The 18,610-nt window shown below is 70.9% G+C and carries 18 protein-coding genes and 1 pseudogene; 6 read left to right on the top strand and 13 right to left on the bottom strand.

The annotated features are described in order from the left end of the window. Positions 1 to 13 precede the first annotated feature (13 nt). From RV986_RS49685 to RV986_RS49640, 10 genes and pseudogenes are all read right to left on the bottom strand, one after another. The gene (locus RV986_RS49685) at positions 14 to 334 is read right to left on the bottom strand and encodes an EthD family reductase (protein ID WP_475923692.1); all 321 of its coding nucleotides are present in this window, start codon (positions 332 to 334) and stop codon (positions 14 to 16) included. Positions 335 to 364: 30 nt separating this feature from the next. Further along, on the bottom strand, positions 365 to 736 hold the full coding sequence (locus RV986_RS49680) for a nuclear transport factor 2 family protein (RefSeq protein WP_475923691.1): 372 nt from the start codon (positions 734 to 736) through the stop codon (positions 365 to 367). Beyond that, the gene (locus RV986_RS49675; protein WP_475923690.1) at positions 733 to 1,083 is read right to left on the bottom strand and encodes a nuclear transport factor 2 family protein; all 351 of its coding nucleotides are present in this window, start codon (positions 1,081 to 1,083) and stop codon (positions 733 to 735) included. Before RV986_RS49675 ends, RV986_RS49680 begins: the two co-directional genes overlap by 4 nt. 163 nt (positions 1,084 to 1,246) lie before the next feature. Then, complete coding sequence (locus tag RV986_RS49670) at positions 1,247 to 1,873, bottom strand: TetR/AcrR family transcriptional regulator (protein ID WP_475923689.1); 627 nt, start codon at positions 1,871 to 1,873, stop codon at positions 1,247 to 1,249. Between the two features lie 74 nt (positions 1,874 to 1,947). Continuing rightward, positions 1,948 to 2,787 (bottom strand): enoyl-CoA hydratase/isomerase family protein, encoded by an 840-nt coding sequence (locus RV986_RS49665; protein ID WP_475923688.1) that lies wholly within the window; start codon positions 2,785 to 2,787, stop codon positions 1,948 to 1,950. After that, positions 2,784 to 3,557 carry an SDR family NAD(P)-dependent oxidoreductase gene (locus RV986_RS49660; RefSeq protein WP_475923687.1) on the bottom strand — a complete coding sequence of 258 codons (774 nt, stop codon included), beginning with the start codon at positions 3,555 to 3,557 and terminating at the stop codon, positions 2,784 to 2,786. Before RV986_RS49660 ends, RV986_RS49665 begins: the two co-directional genes overlap by 4 nt. Next, positions 3,554 to 4,330: an SDR family oxidoreductase gene (locus RV986_RS49655; protein ID WP_475923686.1), complete on the bottom strand. Its 777-nt coding sequence runs from the start codon at positions 4,328 to 4,330 to the stop codon at positions 3,554 to 3,556. The genes RV986_RS49660 and RV986_RS49655 overlap by 4 nt, the downstream gene beginning before the upstream one ends. After that, positions 4,327 to 5,541 (bottom strand): acyl-CoA dehydrogenase family protein, encoded by a 1,215-nt coding sequence (locus RV986_RS49650; RefSeq protein WP_475923685.1) that lies wholly within the window; start codon positions 5,539 to 5,541, stop codon positions 4,327 to 4,329. Before RV986_RS49650 ends, RV986_RS49655 begins: the two co-directional genes overlap by 4 nt. 22 nt (positions 5,542 to 5,563) lie before the next feature. Beyond that, entirely contained in the window at positions 5,564 to 6,523 is a 960-nt protein-coding gene (locus RV986_RS49645; RefSeq protein ID WP_475923684.1) for a phosphotransferase family protein, read from the bottom strand. Continuing rightward, positions 6,520 to 6,780, bottom strand: a pseudogene (locus tag RV986_RS49640) (acyl-CoA dehydrogenase family protein); the annotation flags it as partial. The pseudogene RV986_RS49640 and the gene RV986_RS49645, both read right to left, overlap by 4 nt. Positions 6,781 to 6,830: 50 nt before the next feature. On the opposite strand from RV986_RS49640, the gene RV986_RS49635 reads away from it, so the two are divergent. Together RV986_RS49635 and RV986_RS49630 are read left to right on the top strand one after the other, a co-directional pair. Then, entirely contained in the window at positions 6,831 to 8,138 is a 1,308-nt protein-coding gene (locus RV986_RS49635; RefSeq protein WP_475923683.1) for an ATP-binding cassette domain-containing protein, read from the top strand. A gap of 43 nt (positions 8,139 to 8,181) precedes the next feature. Beyond that, positions 8,182 to 9,396: an ABC transporter substrate-binding protein gene (locus RV986_RS49630; protein WP_475923682.1), complete on the top strand. Its 1,215-nt coding sequence runs from the start codon at positions 8,182 to 8,184 to the stop codon at positions 9,394 to 9,396. Between the two features lie 228 nt (positions 9,397 to 9,624). Here RV986_RS49630 and RV986_RS49625 read toward each other — a convergent pair whose 3' ends face one another. Further along, positions 9,625 to 10,617 carry a LacI family DNA-binding transcriptional regulator gene (locus RV986_RS49625; RefSeq protein WP_475923681.1) on the bottom strand — a complete coding sequence of 331 codons (993 nt, stop codon included), beginning with the start codon at positions 10,615 to 10,617 and terminating at the stop codon, positions 9,625 to 9,627. Between the two features lie 283 nt (positions 10,618 to 10,900). Between RV986_RS49625 and RV986_RS49620 the strand changes: the two genes are divergently transcribed. From RV986_RS49620 to RV986_RS49605, 4 genes are all read left to right on the top strand, one after another. After that, positions 10,901 to 11,827: a carbohydrate ABC transporter permease gene (locus RV986_RS49620; protein WP_475923680.1), complete on the top strand. Its 927-nt coding sequence runs from the start codon at positions 10,901 to 10,903 to the stop codon at positions 11,825 to 11,827. Positions 11,828 to 11,831: 4 nt separating this feature from the next. Beyond that, positions 11,832 to 12,800, top strand: a complete 969-nt coding sequence (locus RV986_RS49615; protein WP_475923679.1) for a carbohydrate ABC transporter permease — start codon at positions 11,832 to 11,834, stop codon at positions 12,798 to 12,800. A 99-nt stretch (positions 12,801 to 12,899) separates the two neighbouring features. After that, entirely contained in the window at positions 12,900 to 14,240 is a 1,341-nt protein-coding gene (locus tag RV986_RS49610) for an ABC transporter substrate-binding protein (protein ID WP_475923678.1), read from the top strand. Between the two features lie 106 nt (positions 14,241 to 14,346). Further along, positions 14,347 to 16,407 (top strand): beta-galactosidase, encoded by a 2,061-nt coding sequence (locus RV986_RS49605; protein WP_475923677.1) that lies wholly within the window; start codon positions 14,347 to 14,349, stop codon positions 16,405 to 16,407. Between the two features lie 142 nt (positions 16,408 to 16,549). Here RV986_RS49605 and RV986_RS49600 read toward each other — a convergent pair whose 3' ends face one another. Together RV986_RS49600 and RV986_RS49595 are read right to left on the bottom strand one after the other, a co-directional pair. Then, complete coding sequence (locus RV986_RS49600) at positions 16,550 to 17,197, bottom strand: response regulator (protein ID WP_475923676.1); 648 nt, start codon at positions 17,195 to 17,197, stop codon at positions 16,550 to 16,552. Continuing rightward, entirely contained in the window at positions 17,194 to 18,444 is a 1,251-nt protein-coding gene (locus RV986_RS49595; RefSeq protein WP_475923675.1) for a sensor histidine kinase, read from the bottom strand. The genes RV986_RS49600 and RV986_RS49595 overlap by 4 nt, the downstream gene beginning before the upstream one ends. Between the last annotated feature and the right edge of the window lie 166 nt (positions 18,445 to 18,610).

The following is an 18,610-nucleotide window of genomic DNA, read 5'->3' as shown; positions in this document are numbered from 1 at the left end:
GCCCCCGCACATGTCAGTGCGCGTACATCTCCATCTCGCCGCCCATGACGGCGATCCGGCGTCCGCGCATGTCGCCCACCTGGGCGACGGCCGCCGCCCACTCCGGGCTGTCCAGCGCCTTGCGCAGATCCTCGGCGGTGTCGAAGCTCAGGACGGAGGCGCCGTCCCAGCCCTCGGAGCGCGGTTCGAGCGCCGTGTCGATGTCGGTGTGCCGCCAGGCCCGCAGTCCGGGCAGCCGGCAGGTCAGTTCGGCGTGCTCGCCGCGCCACCAGCCGATGAACCGCTCATGGGTCCAGTCGGACGGCCGGACGGCCAGCAGGACCAGGTTGTACATGGCGTCCTCCTCGGTTCTCGGGCTCGGTTCTCAGGTGAACAGCAGCGCGGGCGAGCGCCCGATGAGCAGTCGGCGTACCCGGCCGGTGTCGTCGAGCCGGGCCGAGGCCACGAAGGTCGCCTCCGGCGTGCCGGAGCGCCGCACCTCGCCGAGATACAGCTCGTCCCGGCCCACGGTGCTCGCCGTGAGCACGTGATGGGTGCGCACGCCCACCTCGCGCTGGGCGAGATAGCCCTCCATCTCCACCCGGCCGCCGTGGAAATCGGTCGCGCCGTCGCCACCGGTGGAGAACAGGATGGAGAACGAGAAGTCGTCACTGATCAGGTCGAGGATCCGCTCGGCGTCCTCGCTGTCGAGAATCGCGAACCAGGTGGTCAGGAACGAGGCGGTCGGCGCGGTCACGGCCGGTCCACCAGGTCGAACTCGGTGGTGAAGAAGGACTGGTAGCGCGCCATCAGCCCGGCGGGCGAGACCCGCGCCGCGGAGAGGAACGCCCCGGCGGTCTCACCCTTCTCCACCACGAAGCCGTACGCCGTCTCGACGTCGCCCTCGACCGCGTACCGCACGATCCGGTGTGTACGGTCCACGGCGTGCCGTCCGGCGATGTACTCGGCGAAGTCCGCGCGGGAGGCGCCGGTGCGCTGCCCGCCGGGAAGCGCGATGAGGAATCGGAAGTCGGGCTCCAGGAGTTCCAGGACCTTGTCCGGGTCCTGGCCGTCCATTCCGGCCATGTAGTCGCGAAGCACCATTGCTGATCGCTCTCCCTCCGTGCCGTGGAACAGTGACGCAAAACAACCTGAGTTCAATTCAGTTTGACTGTAATCCGGGTGCCCCGCCGGCGACAAGAGGCGAGACGGTGGCAATGCGGCTCCGCCGGGTCGGGCCCGGCCCGGCGGAGCCGCAGGCCGGGGTCTACTCGGCGACCATGCGCACCACGCATCCCTCGATCGTGTCACTGATCTCCGCCAGGGGGATCGCCCCGGTCGGCCGGTACCAGCGCCAGACGCTGACGATCATGCCGAGGACGGCGAGGCCGAGGGTGTGCGCGTCCCGGACCGGGAAGGCGCCCTGCGCCATGCCGCGCATCAGCAGGTTCGTCCAGTCCCGCTCGATCATCTGGACCAGCTGGCGCGCCGCGACCCGCTCGGTCTCCTCCCGCTTCGACTTCCGGGGGGTGGCGAGCAGGGACATGTTGGCCTGCAGGATGCGCATCTGGCGGATCTCCTGCTCGGTGACCGCGAAGGCGGAGCGGACCGCCGCGCGCAGCTGCCCGACCGGGTCCGTCTCCTCGGCCGTGGCCTCGACGAACATGTCGTGGGAGCGCTGGAGCTCCAGGCGCATGATGGTGAGCAGGCAGTGGGCCTTCGACTCGAAGTAGTGGTACAGGGCGGTCTGGCCGATGCCGACCCGGTCGGCGACCTCGGACCACTTGGTGCTCTCGTAGCCGTCCTCCCCGAAGCGCTCCACTGCCGCCACGAGGATCGCCGCCCGCTTCGACCTGGGCCCCTCCTCCGGATCCACGATCCGCGCCCTTGCCATCGTCTCTCCCTCTGCTCCACGGCGGGCGTCGATCACCGCCCGGTCGTCCGAGAGTAGACCCAAGTTCAGGTTGGCTACGAATCGCGGCGCATCGGATGAGCCGCGTGCCTGAAGTCGGGTCGTCGACCTGCGAGGAACGCGGCCACGCCCTCCCGTCCCTCATCGGACACCGCGGCGGCGGCGATCCGGCCGGCCTCGGCGTCGAGGTGCTCGTCGAGCCCGGTGCGCGCCGACTCGGCGACGAGCCGCCGGGTCGCCCCGTACGCGCCCGTCGCCCCGCGGGCCAGCGCCCGCGCCGCCGCCGCGGCCTCCTCGCGCAGGCGCTCCGGCGCGACGACCCGGCTCACCAGCCCCAGGTCCAGCGCCTCGGCGGCCGGGATCCGGCGGTTGGTCAGCAGCAGGTCGAGCGCTCGCTTCGGCCCGACGGCGCGCGGCAGCAGCCAGCTGACCCCCGCGTCCGGTGAGTATCCGATCCCGGTGTACGCCGCCGTGAACCGGGCGTCGGAGGCGGCGAAGGCGAGGTCCGCGGCCAGGGTGATCCCCAGCCCGGCCCCCGCCACGGCCCCCTGCACGGCCACCACCAGCGGCGCGTCCAGCCCGGCGAGGATCCGCAGCGCGCCGTGCAGCGCGTCGGTGACCTCGGTCAGATGCCCGGCCAGCCGCTCCGGCGAAAGCCCGGCGAACTCCCGCAGATCGCCCCCGACGCAGAAGGACCGTCCCCGCCCGGTGAGCAGCACCACGCGCGCCCCGGACGTCCGGCACTCCCGCGCGGCGTCCAGCAGTCCCCCGGCCGTCGCGAGATCGATCGCGTTCCCGTCCCCGCGGCACATCTCGACATGGGCCACCCCCTCACCGTCGACCTCGACCCCTACCCCTGCCCCCGCCCTGACCCCGGCCTCCTCCTGGCCCCTCATCGCGCGGTCCACCCGCCGTCGACGGTGAGCACATGTCCGGTGCAGTACGAGGACGCGTCCGAGGCCAGGAAGAGCAGCGCCCCGTCGAGTTCCCCCGGTTCGCCGCCCCGTCCCAGCATCGCGCCGCGCTCGACCCAGCGGCGTGACCGCTCGTCGGCGAACAGCCCGTCGGTCATCTCGGAGCGGAACCAACCGGGGGCCAGGGCGTTGACCCGTATCCCCGAGCCGCCCCACTGCCCGGCGAGCTCACGGGTCAGTCCGACCAGCCCGGCCTTGGAGGCGGAGTAGGCCGCGCCGCCCAGCGGAGCACCGGAGACGAGCCCGAGCACGGACGAGACGTTCACCACCGATCTCGTACGGTCGCCGCCGTCCGGCGGTGTCTCGGCGAGCAGCCGGGCCAGATGGAACGGGGCCACCAGGTTCACGGCCAGCACGTCCGCGAAGTCGGCGGCGCTCTCGTCCTCGGCCCGTACGGCTCCGGGCGCGCCCGCGTTGTTGACCAGGACGTCGAGGTGTCCCGCGTGCTCCAGCGCCGTCTCGACGAGCCGTACCCGGTCCGCGTCCACCGAGACGTCGCACACGACCGGGTGGATCCGCGGGTCGCCGTCGGCCAGCTCCTTCAGCCGGTCCGGTCGCCGCGCGGCGGCGAAGACGGTCGCGCCGGCCGCCGCGAGGACGGTGGCGAACCGGGCTCCGAGTCCGGACGAGGCGCCGGTGACCACCGCCGTCCGCCCGTGCAGCGAGAACAGCTCCGCGGCCGCGCCGGTCATCCGTCCACCCCGATCGGCAGCACGGTCGCCCCGCCGTCCAGGACCAGGGTCTGCCCCGTCATCCAGGACGACGCGCCGGAGGCGAGGAACACCGCGGCGCTCGCCACGTCCTCCACCGTTCCCAGTCTGCGCAGGGGCAGCTTCGCGGTGAGGATCGGCTCCCTGGGCTCCCAGACGGCCCTGGCCGGTTCGGTCTTGATCAGACCGGGCGCGATCGCGTTCACCCGGGCCTTCGGCCCGAGTTCGTAGGCGAGTTGCCGTGTCATGTGCAGCATCGCCGCCTTGGTGGCGTTGTACCAGCCGATGTACGGGTCGACGATCAGCCCGCCGACGGAGGCGATGTTGACCACCGCTCCCCCGTGCTCGCCCATCCACGCCCGCCAGGCACACCGGGTCCAGGCGACCATGCCGTACTGGTTGACCCGTACGGTCTTCTCCGCGCGCGCCAGGTCGAGTCCGAGCAGCTCTCCCATGTACGGGTTGGTGGCCGCGTTGTTGACCAGGACGTCGAGCCTGCCGAAGCGCGCCATGGTCTCCTCGGCACAGCGCTCGGCGTCCTCGGGTTCACCGGCGTTGGCGACCACCTCGTGGACCTCGCCGTCGCCCTTGACCCGCAGCAGTTCCTCGCGCGCCTCGGCGAGCCCCGCCGGTTTGCGGGCGGCGATGACCACATGGGCGCCCGCCTCCCGGTACGCCCTGGCGATGCCGAGGCCGATGCCCCGGGAACCGCCGGTGATCACGGCGACCCGGCCGTCGAGTACCTGTCCGTTCACGCCCGCTCCTCCGGATACTTCGCCAGTTCTCGTCGCGCGACGGTCCGCAGATGCACCTCGTCGGGCCCGTCCGCGATCCGCAGCGCCCGGGTGATCGCGTACAGCCGCGCCAGTACGGTGTCGTCGCTGACCCCGGCCGCGCCATGCGCCTGCACCGCCCGGTCGACCACCCGATGGGCGACCTCCAGCGCGGCCACCTTGATGGCGGCGACCTCGGTACGGGCGGCCGCGTTGCCCGAGGTGTCCATCAGCCAGGCCGACTTCAGGACCAGCAGCCGCAGTTGCTCGATCTCGATCCGGCTGCGGGCGATCCATTCACGCACGACGCCCTGTTCCGCGAGCGCCCCTCCGAAGGCCGTACGGGTCAGGGTCCGGCGGCACATCAATTCCAGCGCCCGTTCGGCGAATCCGACCGCGCGCATGGCGTAGTGCATCCGCCCGGGCCCCAACCGCCCCTGGGCCAGGGCGAATCCCTCCCCTTCGCCGCCCAGCAGCGCGGACACCGGCACCCGTACGTCCTCGAAGAGCACATCGCCGTGGCCGCAGCGGTCGGTGTAGCCGAACATCGGCAGGTCGCGCAGGACGGTGATGCCGGGGGTGTCGCGCGGGATCAGCAGCATGCTCTGCTGCCGGTAGCTGGGCGCGTCCGGATCGGTCACGCCCATGAGGATGACCAGCCGGCAGTCCGGATCGAGGATGCCGGAGGTGTACCACTTGTGGCCCTGGACGACGTACTCGTCGCCGTCGCGGGTGATACGGGTCCGGATGTTGCGCGCGTCGGAGCTGGCGACCTCGGGCTCGGTCATCGCGAAACACGACCGGATGTCGGCCGCCAGGAGGGGCCGCAGCCAGCGTTCCCGCTGCTCGGGGGTGCCGTACAGGGCGAGCAGCTCCATGTTGCCGGTGTCGGGGGCGGAGCAGTTGAACACCTCGGGGCCGATGACCGACCGCCCGGCGAGTTCGGCGAGCGGGGCGTATTCGAGGTTGGTGAGGCCCGCGCCCCACTCACCATGCGCGAGGAAGAGGTTCCACAGCCCCTCGGCGCGCGCCTTCTCCTTCAACTCGCGCATGACCAGGGGTAGTTCGTGCGGATCGGCCGCTTCGGCGAGCTGCCGGTCGTACACGGGCTCGGCGGGCAGGACGTACTCCTCCATGAACGCGGCCATCCGCGCGCGGAGTTCGTCGGTCCTCGGGGTGAGTCCGAAATCCATGGTGGCGCTCCTTCGGCAGCCTTCACGCGAGGAGGTCGCGTGCCGTGCGGATCATCGCGGCGATGGTGGGCGGCAGCCGCTCCTGGTCGGGGTCGTGGTGCTTGCCCTCGCGGTGCCGGCGCAGGTTGTGGCCCATGATCGCGGCCATCTTGGTGCGGGCGAGGGCTCGGAACCAGTCGAGGTCGGGGGGTTCGGAGCGGCCGTCGAGGTAGGCGGTGAGCAGTTCCCGTTCGGTCGGCAGGCCGGGCACCGGACGGCCGAGCCGGGGGAAGTTGCGGTGGTCGGTGAACAGGAGGAACCAGCCGAGGTCGATGCGCGGGTCGCCGATGCTCCAGATCTCCCAGTCGACGACGGCGGCCGGGCGCTCGTCCCGGCACAGCACGTTGCCGAGCCGGAAGTCGCCGTGCGTGAGAACCGGCGGGACGGCCCGCGGGATCCGGGCGGCCAGGGCGGCGAGCAGTTCCTCGGCCCCGGGGCGGAGTTCGGCCGGCACGGCCCGCATGGTGCGGCTCCACCGGTCCAACTCCCCTGCGGGAGCGAGCGGTTCGGACGACTCGGCCCGGGTGCCGTGCAGATCCCGCAGGATGCCGGCCAGGGCCAGCATGCGCGTCCGGCACAGTCCCGGATCGAGCCGGTGCTCGTCGAGGACCGGCTCCACCGCCTCACCGTCCACGAACTCCATGGCGAACCAGGCCGGTTCGCGTTCGTCGACGGCGACGACCTCGGGTACGGGCACCGGTGATCCGGCGAGCGCGCGCAGCACCCGGGCCTGGCGGAGCACGTCATTGCGGCCGACGGGACGCTGCCCCGGCGGTACCGCCTTCACCACGTACGAGACCGGTCCCGCCGCCATCGCGTACGTCAGTCCCGAGTGCCCGCCGGGCAGGGTGCGCAGGTCGCCGAAGAGCTCTCCCGGATGTCGGGCCGCGAGGTGCGCGCGGACCCGGTGCGCGAGTGCCGTCACCTCGGTCGCTGTACTCAACTCCCGGCTCCCTTCGGCTCCTTGGGAAGTCCCAGCACCCGTTCGGCCAGGATGGTGCGCTGGATCTCGTCGCTGCCGCCCGCGATGCGATAGCCCGGGGCGCCGAGCAGATGCTCGGTCCAGGCGAAGGTGCCCCACTCGCCCGTGTCGGCGGCCAGCCGCGGACCCAGGAGTTGCTGGACGAGGTCGGTGGTGGCGCGCATGGTCGCGGTGGCATGCAGCTTGCCGACCGAGGCCTCGGCTCCCGGTTCACGGCCTGGCCGTCATCGGGCCCAACGGGGCGGGAAAGACAACCCTGTTGAACGCGGTGTCGGGACTGACCGGCAACGGTCGGGTGAGCGGGACGGTCGACTTCGCGGACACCTCGCTGCTGGGGGCCCGGGCGACCGCGCGGCGCCGGCTGGGGATCGGCCGTACCTTCCAGCACGCGGAGGTGTTCTCCGAACTCACCGTCGCCGAGAACGTGTTGTGCACCCGGCGCCGGATCACCGCCCGGGACTGGGCGGCCGTCGCGCGGCTGCTCGACTCCGTCGGTCTCGCCGACGTGGCCGACCGGCGGCCCGGGGAGCTGCCGTTCGGGCTGCAGAAACGTCTCGACCTGGCCCGTGCGATGGCCGAGGAACCGAAACTCCTGGTGCTGGACGAGCCGTTCGGCGGCCTCGACGCCGGTGAGCGCGCGCTGCTGGCCCAGCACATCAGGCGGCTGCACGCCCACGGCACGGCCGTCCTGATCATCGACCACGTCCTCGACGACCTGTTCTCGGTCGCGCACCGGGTGCTGGCCTTCGACTTCGGCCGCACGATCGGCGAGGGCTCCCCGGACACCGTGCTCGACCATCCCGAGGTGCGTTCCTCGTACCTGGGCACCATGGGCGGCCGGGCGGAGCTGCCCGAACGGGTCGGCGAGCGGAGCATGCTGCGGCTGAGCCAGGTGGGCCACACCTACGGCGGTGTGGTCGCGCTGCGGGACGTCGACCTCGATGTGCGCGAGGGGGTCGTCCTCGGGATCGCCGGGGCCAACGGCGCCGGGAAGAGCACACTCGCCGGGATTCTGCACGGCTCGCTGAAGCCCGCCCGGGGCAGCAGGGAGACGGGCGGGACCGTCCGCACCAGTCTGGCGCCCGAGGGACGGGCCCTGTTCAAGACCCTGTCGCTGCGGGAGAACCTCGAAGTCGCGGCGTACGCGGCGGGCCTCACCGGCGCACCGCTGCGCGAACGGCTGGCGGAGACCACCGAGTGGCTGCCGCCGCGGCTGCGCGACCGCATGTCCGCCTCGGCCGGCGGGCTGTCGGGCGGGGAGCAGCAGATGCTCGCCATCGCCCGCGCCCTGATCGTCCGGCCGGACGTCCTGATCGTCGACGAGCCGGCGCTCGGGCTGGCTCCCGCGCTGGTCGACGAGGTGTACGACCGGCTGGTACGGCTGGCCCACGACGGGCTGACGGTCGTCCTGCTGGAGCAGTTGCTCAGCCGGGCCATGTCCGTCTGTCACGAGGTGGCCGTGCTGCACGAGGGCACGGTCGCCGCCCAGGGGCGCCCCGGTGACCCGTCGTTCGCCGCGCTCGCGGAAGCGGCGTATTTCAGCGGCGCCCGGGAGACCGCCGCGACCACCGCCTGACCGTGAAGAACAAACTGAACTCATGTTGTGAACGAGGTGGATCGTGTTCCGGACCATAAGAAAATTCCGCCGCGCCGCGGGAACGACGGCCGTCCTGGCCGTGGTGGCGCTGACCGCCAACGCGTGCGCGGGCCAGGACTCCGCAGGAGCCGGTGGCAACACGTCGGAGATCCACATCGGGGCGTGGCTCCCTCTGACCGGCGCCACCGCCTCGTACGGCGTGCCCGAGAAGGCGGGCGCCGACGCGTACTTCAAGATGATCAACGCATCTGGAGGCGTCAACGGCCGCAAGATCCGGTGGACCGTCAAGGACAACGCGGCCGACCCGCAGCAGACCGTGCAGATCGCACGCGAACTCATCGGCCAGGACAAGGTCGTGGCCATCGTGAACGCGAACGGCACCTCCCAGGCGGAGGCGGCCTTCCCGTTCGTCCTCAATCAGTCCAAGGTCCCGGTTCTCAACGAGGTGGGCGGCACCGAGTCCTGGTACAACCCGCCGCGCCCCGGCCTGTTCGGCACCCAGACCCTCTACGAGGACCAGGCCGCGGCGATCGCCGCGTGGGCGGTGCAGGACGGTGCGAAGAAGATCGTCGTGGTGCACAGTGACCCGGCCGCGTTCGTGAACGTGGCCAAGCAGGTCGAGCCCGTCGCGAAGAAGGTGGACCCCTCGGTCGAGGTCGACCGGCTGCCGGTCAAGTACCAGACCACCGACTACACGCCGGTGATCAGCAAGGTCAAGGCCAAGAAGCCCCAGGCGGTGGTCCTGATCCTGACGTCTCCCGAGGCGGCGGCCTTCCTCAAGGAGGCCAAGCTCCAGGGGCTGTCGCTGCCGACGTACGCCTATGCGCCCGTGGCCGCGGAGTCGACGGTCTCCCTCGCCAAGGACGCGGCCGAGGGACTCAAGGCCGTGCAGTTGGTCAAGGCGCCGTCGGACACCGATCCCGCGGTGAAGGAGTTCCGGACCGCGATGGCCACGTACGAGCCGGGCCGGCCCGCCGGGTTCCTCGCGCTGTGGGGCTGGAGCAACGCGAAGGTGTTCGCGGAGATCGCGAAGACCATCAAGGGGCCGGTCACGGCGCAGGCCGTCGACAAGGCGTACGAGAAGGCGACCAAGGTGGATCCGGGGGTGTCTCCGGTGATGAGCTTCAGCGCGAGCAACCACCTCGGGACCCGCAGTGTGCAGCGGGTGGTCGTGAAGAACGGGGTCTGGACGTCCACGGGCGACTTCTACACACCCCCGGCACGCGACGGTTCCTGACGACGGCCGTCACCGGGGCCGGACCTTGGGGAACGCCCCGGCCCGGTCATGAGCGCCCCCTCGATCGCCGGCCCGGGCGGCAGTACGGGACGGGCCGCCGGTCGAGGGGGACGCCGAATGCCGGGGCCGGTCGCGGCCGACGGGACCGCGCTGCCGGTGTGCCGCGGGACGGTCGTGGCCCCGGCACGCCGTACCTGCCCTCGTCCCGCGCGGCGGCCTTCGCCCGGGTTACGCGTCCGCCGGAGGCGGTGCGGTGCTGTCACGCACCACGAGCTGGGTGGGGACGAGCGTCGTGCCGTGTTCCGGCCCGCCGAAGCGCATCCGCCGCAGGACGCCCTCCACACACAGCCGCCCCACCTCGGCGAAGTCCTGGTGCACGGTGGTCAGCGGCGGCAGGAAGGAACCGGCCTCGGGGATGTCGTCGAAGCCGATCACGCTGACGTCGTCGGGGATCTTCCGGCCGCGCTCGTGCAGGGCCCGCATGAGCCCCAGCGCCATCTGGTCGTTCGCGGCGAACACCGCCGTACAGTCGCGCTCCTCGGCGAGCCGCAGGCCCACGCGATAGCCGGACTCCGCCGACCAGTCGCCGCGCACCAGGGGCGGCAGGGCGCGACCCGACTCGATCAGCGCGTCGCGCCAGGCGTCGGCGCGGCGCTGTGCGGCGAAGGACTCCTCGGGCCCGGCCAGATGCCAGACCGTGCGATGGCCGAGGTCCAGCAGGTACCGTACGACGGCGCGGGCTCCCCCCGCCTGGTCGGTGTCGACCACCGAGTAACGGTCGCCCGCGTCCGAGTCGGCGACGACGACCTGCACATGCGGGGGCAGGGAGATGGTGGCCGCGTCGAGCAGGTGCACCTCCATGATGGCGATGACGGCGTCGACGGCGAGTTCCCCGAGCCGGGAGAAGGCGCCGCGCACCTCGTCCTGGGTGGGCACGGCGACCGGCAGCAGCGTGACGGCGTAACCCTCCTGTGCCGCGGAGGTGGCGATCGCCTCCAGAGTGCGCATGTTGCCCGTGGTGGAGAGGTTGAAGGTGATGACGCCGATGGTGCGGAACTCACCGCGCTTCAGGGCCCGGGCCGCGCTGTTGGGCCGATAGCCCAGTTCCTTCATCGCCGCCAGCACCTGTGCGCGGGTCTCCTCGTTCACACCCGCGTAACCGTTGGACACCCGGGAAACGGTCTGCGAGGAGACGCCGGCGAGGCGTGCGACATCCGCCATGGACGCACCCTGCGTGCGACGCACCGCCCGTTTCCCCTTGCGCGCACGGGCCCGTTCCGTTCCCGCCGAGGCGCTGTCCGCAGTGTCCACCCGTCTCCTTTGTTACCCGAGTCGCAGTTTCGTCAGACGACCCTTGACCACCGACATTGGCGCAGTGTAGACATGCCGCCATCAGATGTTTACGTAAACATAACAGCCCTCGACGGGAACGGGGACGGCATGTTTACGTAAACATCGCGACGGCGTGAGACGCCGGTTCCGAGATGGACGAGCGAGGAACGACATGACGACGCTACAACCGCCGGTGGCCGCGAAGCGCCCGCCGGCCCGGCCTTCGGCGAAGCGGGACCGCCGTTCGTGGACGGGATGGGGGTTCATCGGCCCCTTCGCGGCCGTCTTCGCCCTTGTCTTCCTGGCCCCCATCGTCTACTCGATCTATCTGAGTCTCTTCCGCGACCAGCTGATCGGCGGCAACACCTTCGTCGGCCTGGACAACTACACGCAGGCACTGAAGGACGACCAGTTCTGGTCCTCGCTGACCCGGGTCTCGCTGTTCCTGGTGATCCAGGTGCCGATCATGCTGGGCATCGCCCTGTTCGTGGCACTCGCCCTGGACAGCGGCCGCCTGTACGGCCGGGACTTCTTCCGGATCACGATCTTCCTGCCGTACGCGGTGCCCGCCGTGGTCGCCACCCTGATGTGGGGCTTCATGTACGGCACCCGGTTCGGCCTGGTGGGCGACATCAACAGCGCCTTCGACGTCACCCTGCCCGACCCGCTCTCCGCGGACCTGGTCCTGGCGTCGATCGGCAACATCGTCACCTGGGAGTTCGTCGGCTACAACATGCTGATCTTCTACTCGGCACTGCGGGTCGTCCCGACCTCTCTGTACGAGGCCGCGGAGATCGACGGCGCCGGGCAGTTCCGCGTCATCACGGCCATCAAGCTCCCCGCGATCCGGGGCGCCATGGTCATCGCGACGATCTTCTCGATCATCGGCAGTTTCCAGCTCTTCAACGAGCCGAGCATCCTGCGGCCGCTGGCGCGCAACGCCATCACGACGGACTACACCCCGAACTTCTACACGTACTCACTGTCCTTCAACGGGCAGCAGCACAACTACTCCGCGGCGGTCGCCATCATCATGGGGCTGATCACCATGGTCATCGCCTATGTCGTGCAGCTCCGCGGCATGCGCAAGGGAGCGTGACCCGATGAGCAGCACGAGCAGCACGAGCAGCCCCGTCACCACCGCCTCCCACTCCACGCCCGCCCAGGCCGGCGGCGGCTCCAAGGGCACACCCCGACTGCGCACCCCCCGCAAGAAGAACGTTCCCGGGCGCCCCAAGCGCAGCATTCTGCTGACCGTGCTCACCGGACTGATCCTGGTCTACACGGTGGTGCCCCTGTTGTGGCTGGTCATCAGCGCCACCAAGACCCAGGAGGGGCTCGCCGACTCGTCCGGGCTGTGGTTCAGCCACGACTTCGCCCTCTGGGACAACATCCGCGACACGTTCACGTACCACGACGGCATCTTCGTCCGCTGGCTGCTGAACACCCTGCTGTACGTCGGGCTCGGCGCCGGCGGTGCCACCCTCCTGGCGATCCTGGGCGGCTATGCGCTGGCGAAGTTCAGCTTCCCCGGAAAGCGCTCCGTCTTCGCCGTGGTCATCGGTGCCGTGGCCGTCCCGGGCACCGCGCTGGCCGTGCCCACCTTCCTGATGTTCAGCAAGATGGGACTGACCGACACCCCATGGGCGGTGATCATCCCCTCGCTCGTGTCGCCCTTCGGTCTGTATCTGATGTGGGTCTTCGCCACCGAGGCCATCCCCACCGAACTGATGGAGGCCGCCCGCATCGACGGAGCGGGCGAGGTGCGCATCTTCTTCAAGGTGGCTCTGCCGCTGCTCGCCCCCGGCACCGTGACCGTTCTGCTCTTCACCACGGTCGCCACCTGGAACAACTACTTCCTGCCGCTGATCATGCTCAAGGATCCGGACTGGTACCCACTGACCCTGGGCCTGGACGCCTGGAACAACCAGGCCCAGACGATCGGCGGCGACGTGATCTTCAACCTGGTGATCACCGGTTCGCTGCTCACCATCGTGCCGCTGATCGCCGCGTTCCTGCTGCTGCAGAAGTACTGGCAGTCCGGGCTCGCCGCCGGAAGCGTCAAGGAATAGCCCGCCCTCAGGCCCCACCCCCCGCAGTCCCATCTCTCTCACCGTCGCCCTGTCCCACCCATGAAGAAGTCCCACCCACGAAGAAGTGGAAGCACCTCCATGCGTAGAACGACCCGCCGCCTGATGCGCGGCTTCGCCGTCCTCTCCGTCCTCGCCCTGGGGGCGACCGCCTGCGGCGGCTCCGACGACGACAGCTCCGGCCAGAAGGCGGTCTCCGCCGCGGACATCCAGGCGGCCCTCAAGAAGGGCGGCTCGGTCACGGTCTGGGCCTGGGAGCCCACGCTGAAGACGGTCGCCGCCGACTTCCAGAAGAAGTACCCCAAGGTCAAGATCAACCTCGTCAGCGAGCGGTCCGGTGACAAGCACTACACCGCTCTGTCGAACGCCATCTCGGCCGGGAAGGGCGTCCCCGACGTCGCTCAGGTCGAGTACTTCGCGCTCGGCCAGTACTCCCTGACCAAGGGCCTCAGCGACCTGGCCCCGTACGGCGCGGACAAGCTCGCCGCCAAGTACACCCCGGGTCCGTGGAACGCCGTGAGTGACGGTGACAAGGTCTACGGCCTGCCGATGGACTCCGGCCCCATGGCGATGTTCTACAACAAGAAGATCTTCGACAAGTACAAGATCGCGGTCCCGACCACCTGGGACGAGTACGTCACGGCGGCCGCCAAGCTGCACAAGGCCGACCCCAAGGTCTACATCGCCAACGACGCCGGCGACGCGGGCTTCACCACCAGCATGCTGTGGCAGGCCGGTTCGCGCCCCTACAAGGTCGACGGCACCAAGGTGACGATCGACTTCGCCGACGCGGGCGCCAAGAAGTACACCGACACCTGGCAGAAGCTCATCGACCAGAAGCTCCTCGCGCCCATCAACGGCTGGACCGACGACTGGTACAAGGGCCTGGGCGACGGCACCATCGCCACCCTGACCACCGGCGCCTGGATGCCCGCCAACTTCGTCACCGGTGTGCCGAACGCCTCCGGTGACTGGCGCGCGGCCCCGATGCCGGAATGGACCAAGGGCGACAAGGCCAGCGCGGAGAACGGCGGCAGCTCCCTCGCCCTGCCCACGCTGGGCAAGAACAAGGAACTCGCCTACGCCTTCGTCGAGTACGCCAACTCCGGCGCCGGCGTCCAGACCCGCATCGACGAGGGCGCCTTCCCGGCGACCAAGGCGGAGCTCGAGTCCTCCTCGTTCCAGAACAAGGAGTTCGAGTACTTCGGCGGCCAGAAGGCCAACGAGATCTTCGCCCAGTCCGCGGCCAACGTCGCCGACGACTGGTCGTACCTGCCCTTCCAGCAGTACGCCAACTCGATCTTCAACGACACCGTCGGCAAGGCGTACATCTCCAGCACCAAGCTGGCGGACGGCCTGAAGAGCTGGCAGGACGCCTCCGTCAAGTACGGCAACGAGCAGGGCTTCACCGTCTCGAAGTAACCGGCATCTCCTCGGGAGCCGCCGCTGAGCAGCAGTCGCTCGGCGGCGGCCGCCCGGAAACCACCACGCACCTCGCGCCACCTGTGCAGTAACCGGAAGGACCATCATGATCTCCACCCTCCTGTCCCAGTTGCGGCACGGGCCGGACGGTGATGCCACCCCCCGCCTCGCCTACGGCGCCGACTACAACCCGGAGCAGTGGCCACGCGAGGTGTGGGAGGAGGACGTACGGCTGATGCGGGAGGCCGGTGTCAACATCGTCTCGGTGGGGATCTTCTCCTGGGCCCGCATCCAGCCCGCCGAGGACGAGTGGGACTTCGGCTGGCTCGACGAGGTCATGGACCTGCTGCACGCGGGGGGCATCGGGGTCGACCTGGCCACCGCCACCGCCTCCCCGCCGCCCTGGCTCAGCACGGCGCACCCGGAGATCCTTCCGGTGACCGCCTCCGGCGAGACGCTGTGGCCGGGGGCGCGTCAGCACTGGCGCCCCACCTCCCCCGTCTTCCGCGCGTACGCGCTGCGCCTGGTGCGGAAGATGGCCGAGCGGTACGCGGACCATCCCGCGCTGGTCGCCTGGCACGTCTCCAACGAGCTGGGCTGCCACAACGTCTACGACTACTCCGACGACGCCGCCCGCGCCTTCCGCGACTGGCTGCGCGCCCGCTACACCACCCTCGACGCCCTCAACCACGCCTGGGGCACGGCGTTCTGGTCCCAGCGCTACAGCGACTGGGCGCAGATCCTGCCGCCCCGGCTGGCCGCCTCCCACCCCAACCCCACGCAGCAGCTGGACTTCAAGCGCTTCTCCTCCGACGTGCTGAAGGACTACCTGCGCGCGGAGCGGGACGTGCTGCGCGAGCTCACGCCCGATGTTCCGGTCACCACCAACTTCATGGTGATGGGCAACACCAAGGGCATGAACTACGCGGACTGGGCCGCCGAGATCGACTTCGTCTCCAACGACCACTATGTGGTGCCCGGTCCGCAGGACCGCGACGAGCTGTCCTTCTCCGCCAACCTCGTCAGCGGTATCGCGGGCGGCCGGCCGTGGTTCCTCATGGAGCACTCCACGAGCGCCGTGAACTGGCAGCCGATCAACGTGGCCAAGCGGCCGGGCGACCTGGCCCGTGACTCGCTGGTGCATGTCGCGCACGGCGCCGACGCGGTGTGCTTCTTCCAGTGGCGCCAGTCGGCGGCCGGCGCCGAGAAGTACCACTCGGCGATGGTCCCGCACGCCGGAGCCGACAGCGAGCTCTTCCGCGCGGTGGCCGGCCTCGGACAGACCCTCAAGACCCTCGCTCCGGTCGCCGGGACCGAGCGTGAGCCGGCCCGGGTCGGCATCGTCTTCGACTGGGACTCGTGGTGGGCGAGCGAGCAGGACTCCCACCCCACCGCCCAGCTCAGCTACCGGCAGGAGGCGCTGGACTGGTACTCCGCGCTCCTCGCCCTCGGCATCCGGGCCGACGTCGTCACCACCCAGACCGACCTCGACCGCTACCAGGTCCTGATCACGCCGGTTCTGCACGTCATGCCGGCCGCGCTGGCCAAGGAGCTCACCCGGTACGCCGAGAACGGCGGCCACCTGATCACCACGTACTTCTCCGGTGTCGTCGACGAGAACGACCACATCTGGCTCGGCGGCTACCCGGGAGCCCTGCGCGAGCTGCTCGGCATCCGTATCGAGGAGTTCGGCCCGCTGCTCGACGGCCACACGGTCGACGTCGACGTGGACGGCCTGGACGGGCTCTCCACGGGCACCTTGTGGACCGACCGGATCAGCGTCACCGACCCGGCGGTGGAGGTGCTGGCCCACTACCGCGCCGGTACCTACGCGGACCGCCCCGCCGTCACCCGCCGCCCGACGGGCCAGGGCTCCGCCGCGTACGTCTCCACCCGGCTCGGCGCGGACGGCCTCACCGCGCTGCTGCCGAAGCTGCTCGCCCCGGCCGGTGTCGGCAGCGAACTGCCGGACGGCGCGCGGGGAAGGGTCGAGCTGATCGTGCGCCGCGACGCCGACAGCCGCTATCTGTTCCTGGTCAACCGGACCGACGAGACGGTACCGCTGACCGGACTCGGCGGGGACCTGCTGGTCGGCCGCACGGACGACGAAGGCACTGTCGTCCTCTCCCCCCGGGACGTCGCCGTACTGCGGCAGCCCGCCCTCTGACAGCCCTCGAACAGCGAGCACGGCCCCCCCGTTCGAGGGTTGAGCCGGCGTGTCCCCCGTGCGGGGGCACGCCGGTCCATCACGACGACCACGGACGAGGGGAGCCGTTTCGCGGCCCTGCGGTCGTGAAACGCGGTGTGCGTCAGGTGAGTTCGAGAAGGCCCCGGCGCACGGCCTCCGCCACGGCCGCCGCCCTGTTGTCGACCTTGAGTTTGCGGTAGACGCGCACCAGGTGGGTCTTGACCGTGGCCTCGCTGAGGTACAGCGCCTCGGCGATGGCGCGGTTGCTGCGGCCCTCGGCCATCAGCCGGACGACCTCGATCTCACGATGGCTCAGGTCCTGCTCCGGACGGACCACTTGGCCGACGAGTTCACCGACGATCTCCGCGGCGAGCCCCATGGATCCGGCGGCCGCGGTGCGGACCGCCTGGAACAGCTCTTCCGGCGGCCCCGCCTTGAGTACATAGCCACGGGCACCCGCCTCCAACGCGCGGACGACATCGGTCCGTCCGGCGTAGCTGGTCAGCATCACCACCGCGACGCCGGGCGCCCGCGCGGCGATCCGGCGGGTGGCCTCGACGCCGTCGGTCCCGTGGCCCGGCCCGGCGAACCGCAGATCCATCAGCGCGACGTCCGGCATCAGTCGGGCGGCCAGCCGGACGGCTTCCTCCGCGCTGCCCGCTTCCGCGATCACGTCGAGGTCGGGTTCGCCCTCCAGCAGGGCGCGCAGACCGGCGCGTACGACGGTGTGGTCGTCCGCGATCAGTACCCGCAGGGGTGCGGCGGTCACCGGGCGCTCACCGGGGCGCACGTCGGCTCGGCCGGCTGCGGCCGGGGCCGCGCCGCCACCGTGGCCCGGATCCTGGTGCCCCGGCCCGGTGCGCTGCTGACGTCGAGGTCGCCGCCGCACTCCCGCAGCCGGGCCCGGGCGGCGGGGAGGCCGAATCCGCGGTCCGTCCGAGCGACGGTCACGAACGCCCGCGCCGGGTCGAATCCGACTCCGTCGTCGCTCACTTCGAGTGCGACCCGATCGGGGTGCCGGTGGAAGGTGACCTGCACATTCACCGCGTGGGCGTGTTCGCGTACGTTCGCCAGCGCGTTCTGGGCGACACGGAACAGGGTGGTGGCGGCGTGGTCGTCGAGGGCGGGCCGATGCGTTCCGAGCGAGCGGAACCGCACTCCGGCCGCGGCGCCTTCCTGACGGGAACGGGCGCACAGCAGCCGCAGCGCGCCTTCCAGACCGGCCTCGGCGACGGTGGACGGGGTGAGGTCCCGGATCATCCTGCGGGTCTCGGCGAGGTTGCTGCCCAGCCCGTCGGCCACGGCACGGACGCGGGTCCGTGTCACCTCCGGCCGCGCGTCCCAGTCGCGCTCGGCCGCCTGGAGCAGCATCAGGCTGCCCGCGAGTTCCTGGGCCAGGGTGTCGTGCAGATCGCGGGCGATACGGGTGCGTTCCGCCAGTACGCCCGCCCGGCGTTGCTGTCGGGCCAGCGTGTCGCGGGTGTCCCGCAGTTCCTCGACGAGGCGCTGGCGGAGCGCGGCGTCCCGCTGCTGGCCCCGGTAGAGGGCGACGGTTCCCCAGACGGCCGCCACCGGCACGAGGACGACCTCCGCGTCGAACCGGCCCGTTGACCGCACGAGCGCGTCGACGAGCACGAGGGTGATCATCGCGACCGTGACCATGGCGGAGCGGCGGCCGAGCGCGCGCAGGGCCGCACAGGCCAGCGGGAGCGCGCACCAGACGTAGGCGGTCGTCAGCGGTGCCGGCGCGAGGAAGACGAGGGCGGTCCAGAGCAGCAGGAGCAGCGGGATCCAGAGATGGCGGCCGACCGGTCCGAGCCGGTGCCACCACGCGAGCCCGCCCGCGTACGCCACCGCCAGCAGTCCGCTGACGGTCACGATGTCCCAGCACAGTGGACTGTTCAGCTCGGTGAGGCGCACCAGACCGGCGCCGACGACGAGGAAGAACGCCAGATGCGAAACCCGTTCGAAGGTGAGCCGGCTGCCGCGAGCGGTCAGTGGAGCGCGGTCGGGCACGGCGGATCCCCTTGGGCGGACTGGAACCAGTCGGACAGGGCGTCCGAGTCTATCCGCCGGCTGTAGGGCCGATGTGAAGAGCGGGGTCGCCGGTCCCCGTCCGGACCGGCGTACGGACGGGCGTCCGGGCCGGCGTCCGGACCGGACCGGGATCGGCGGCCTCACC

This window comes from Streptomyces sp. RLA012 (assembly GCF_056270325.1).
Note: the sequence above shows the minus strand (reverse complement) of the source record. Positions and strands in the feature narration are given on the sequence as shown.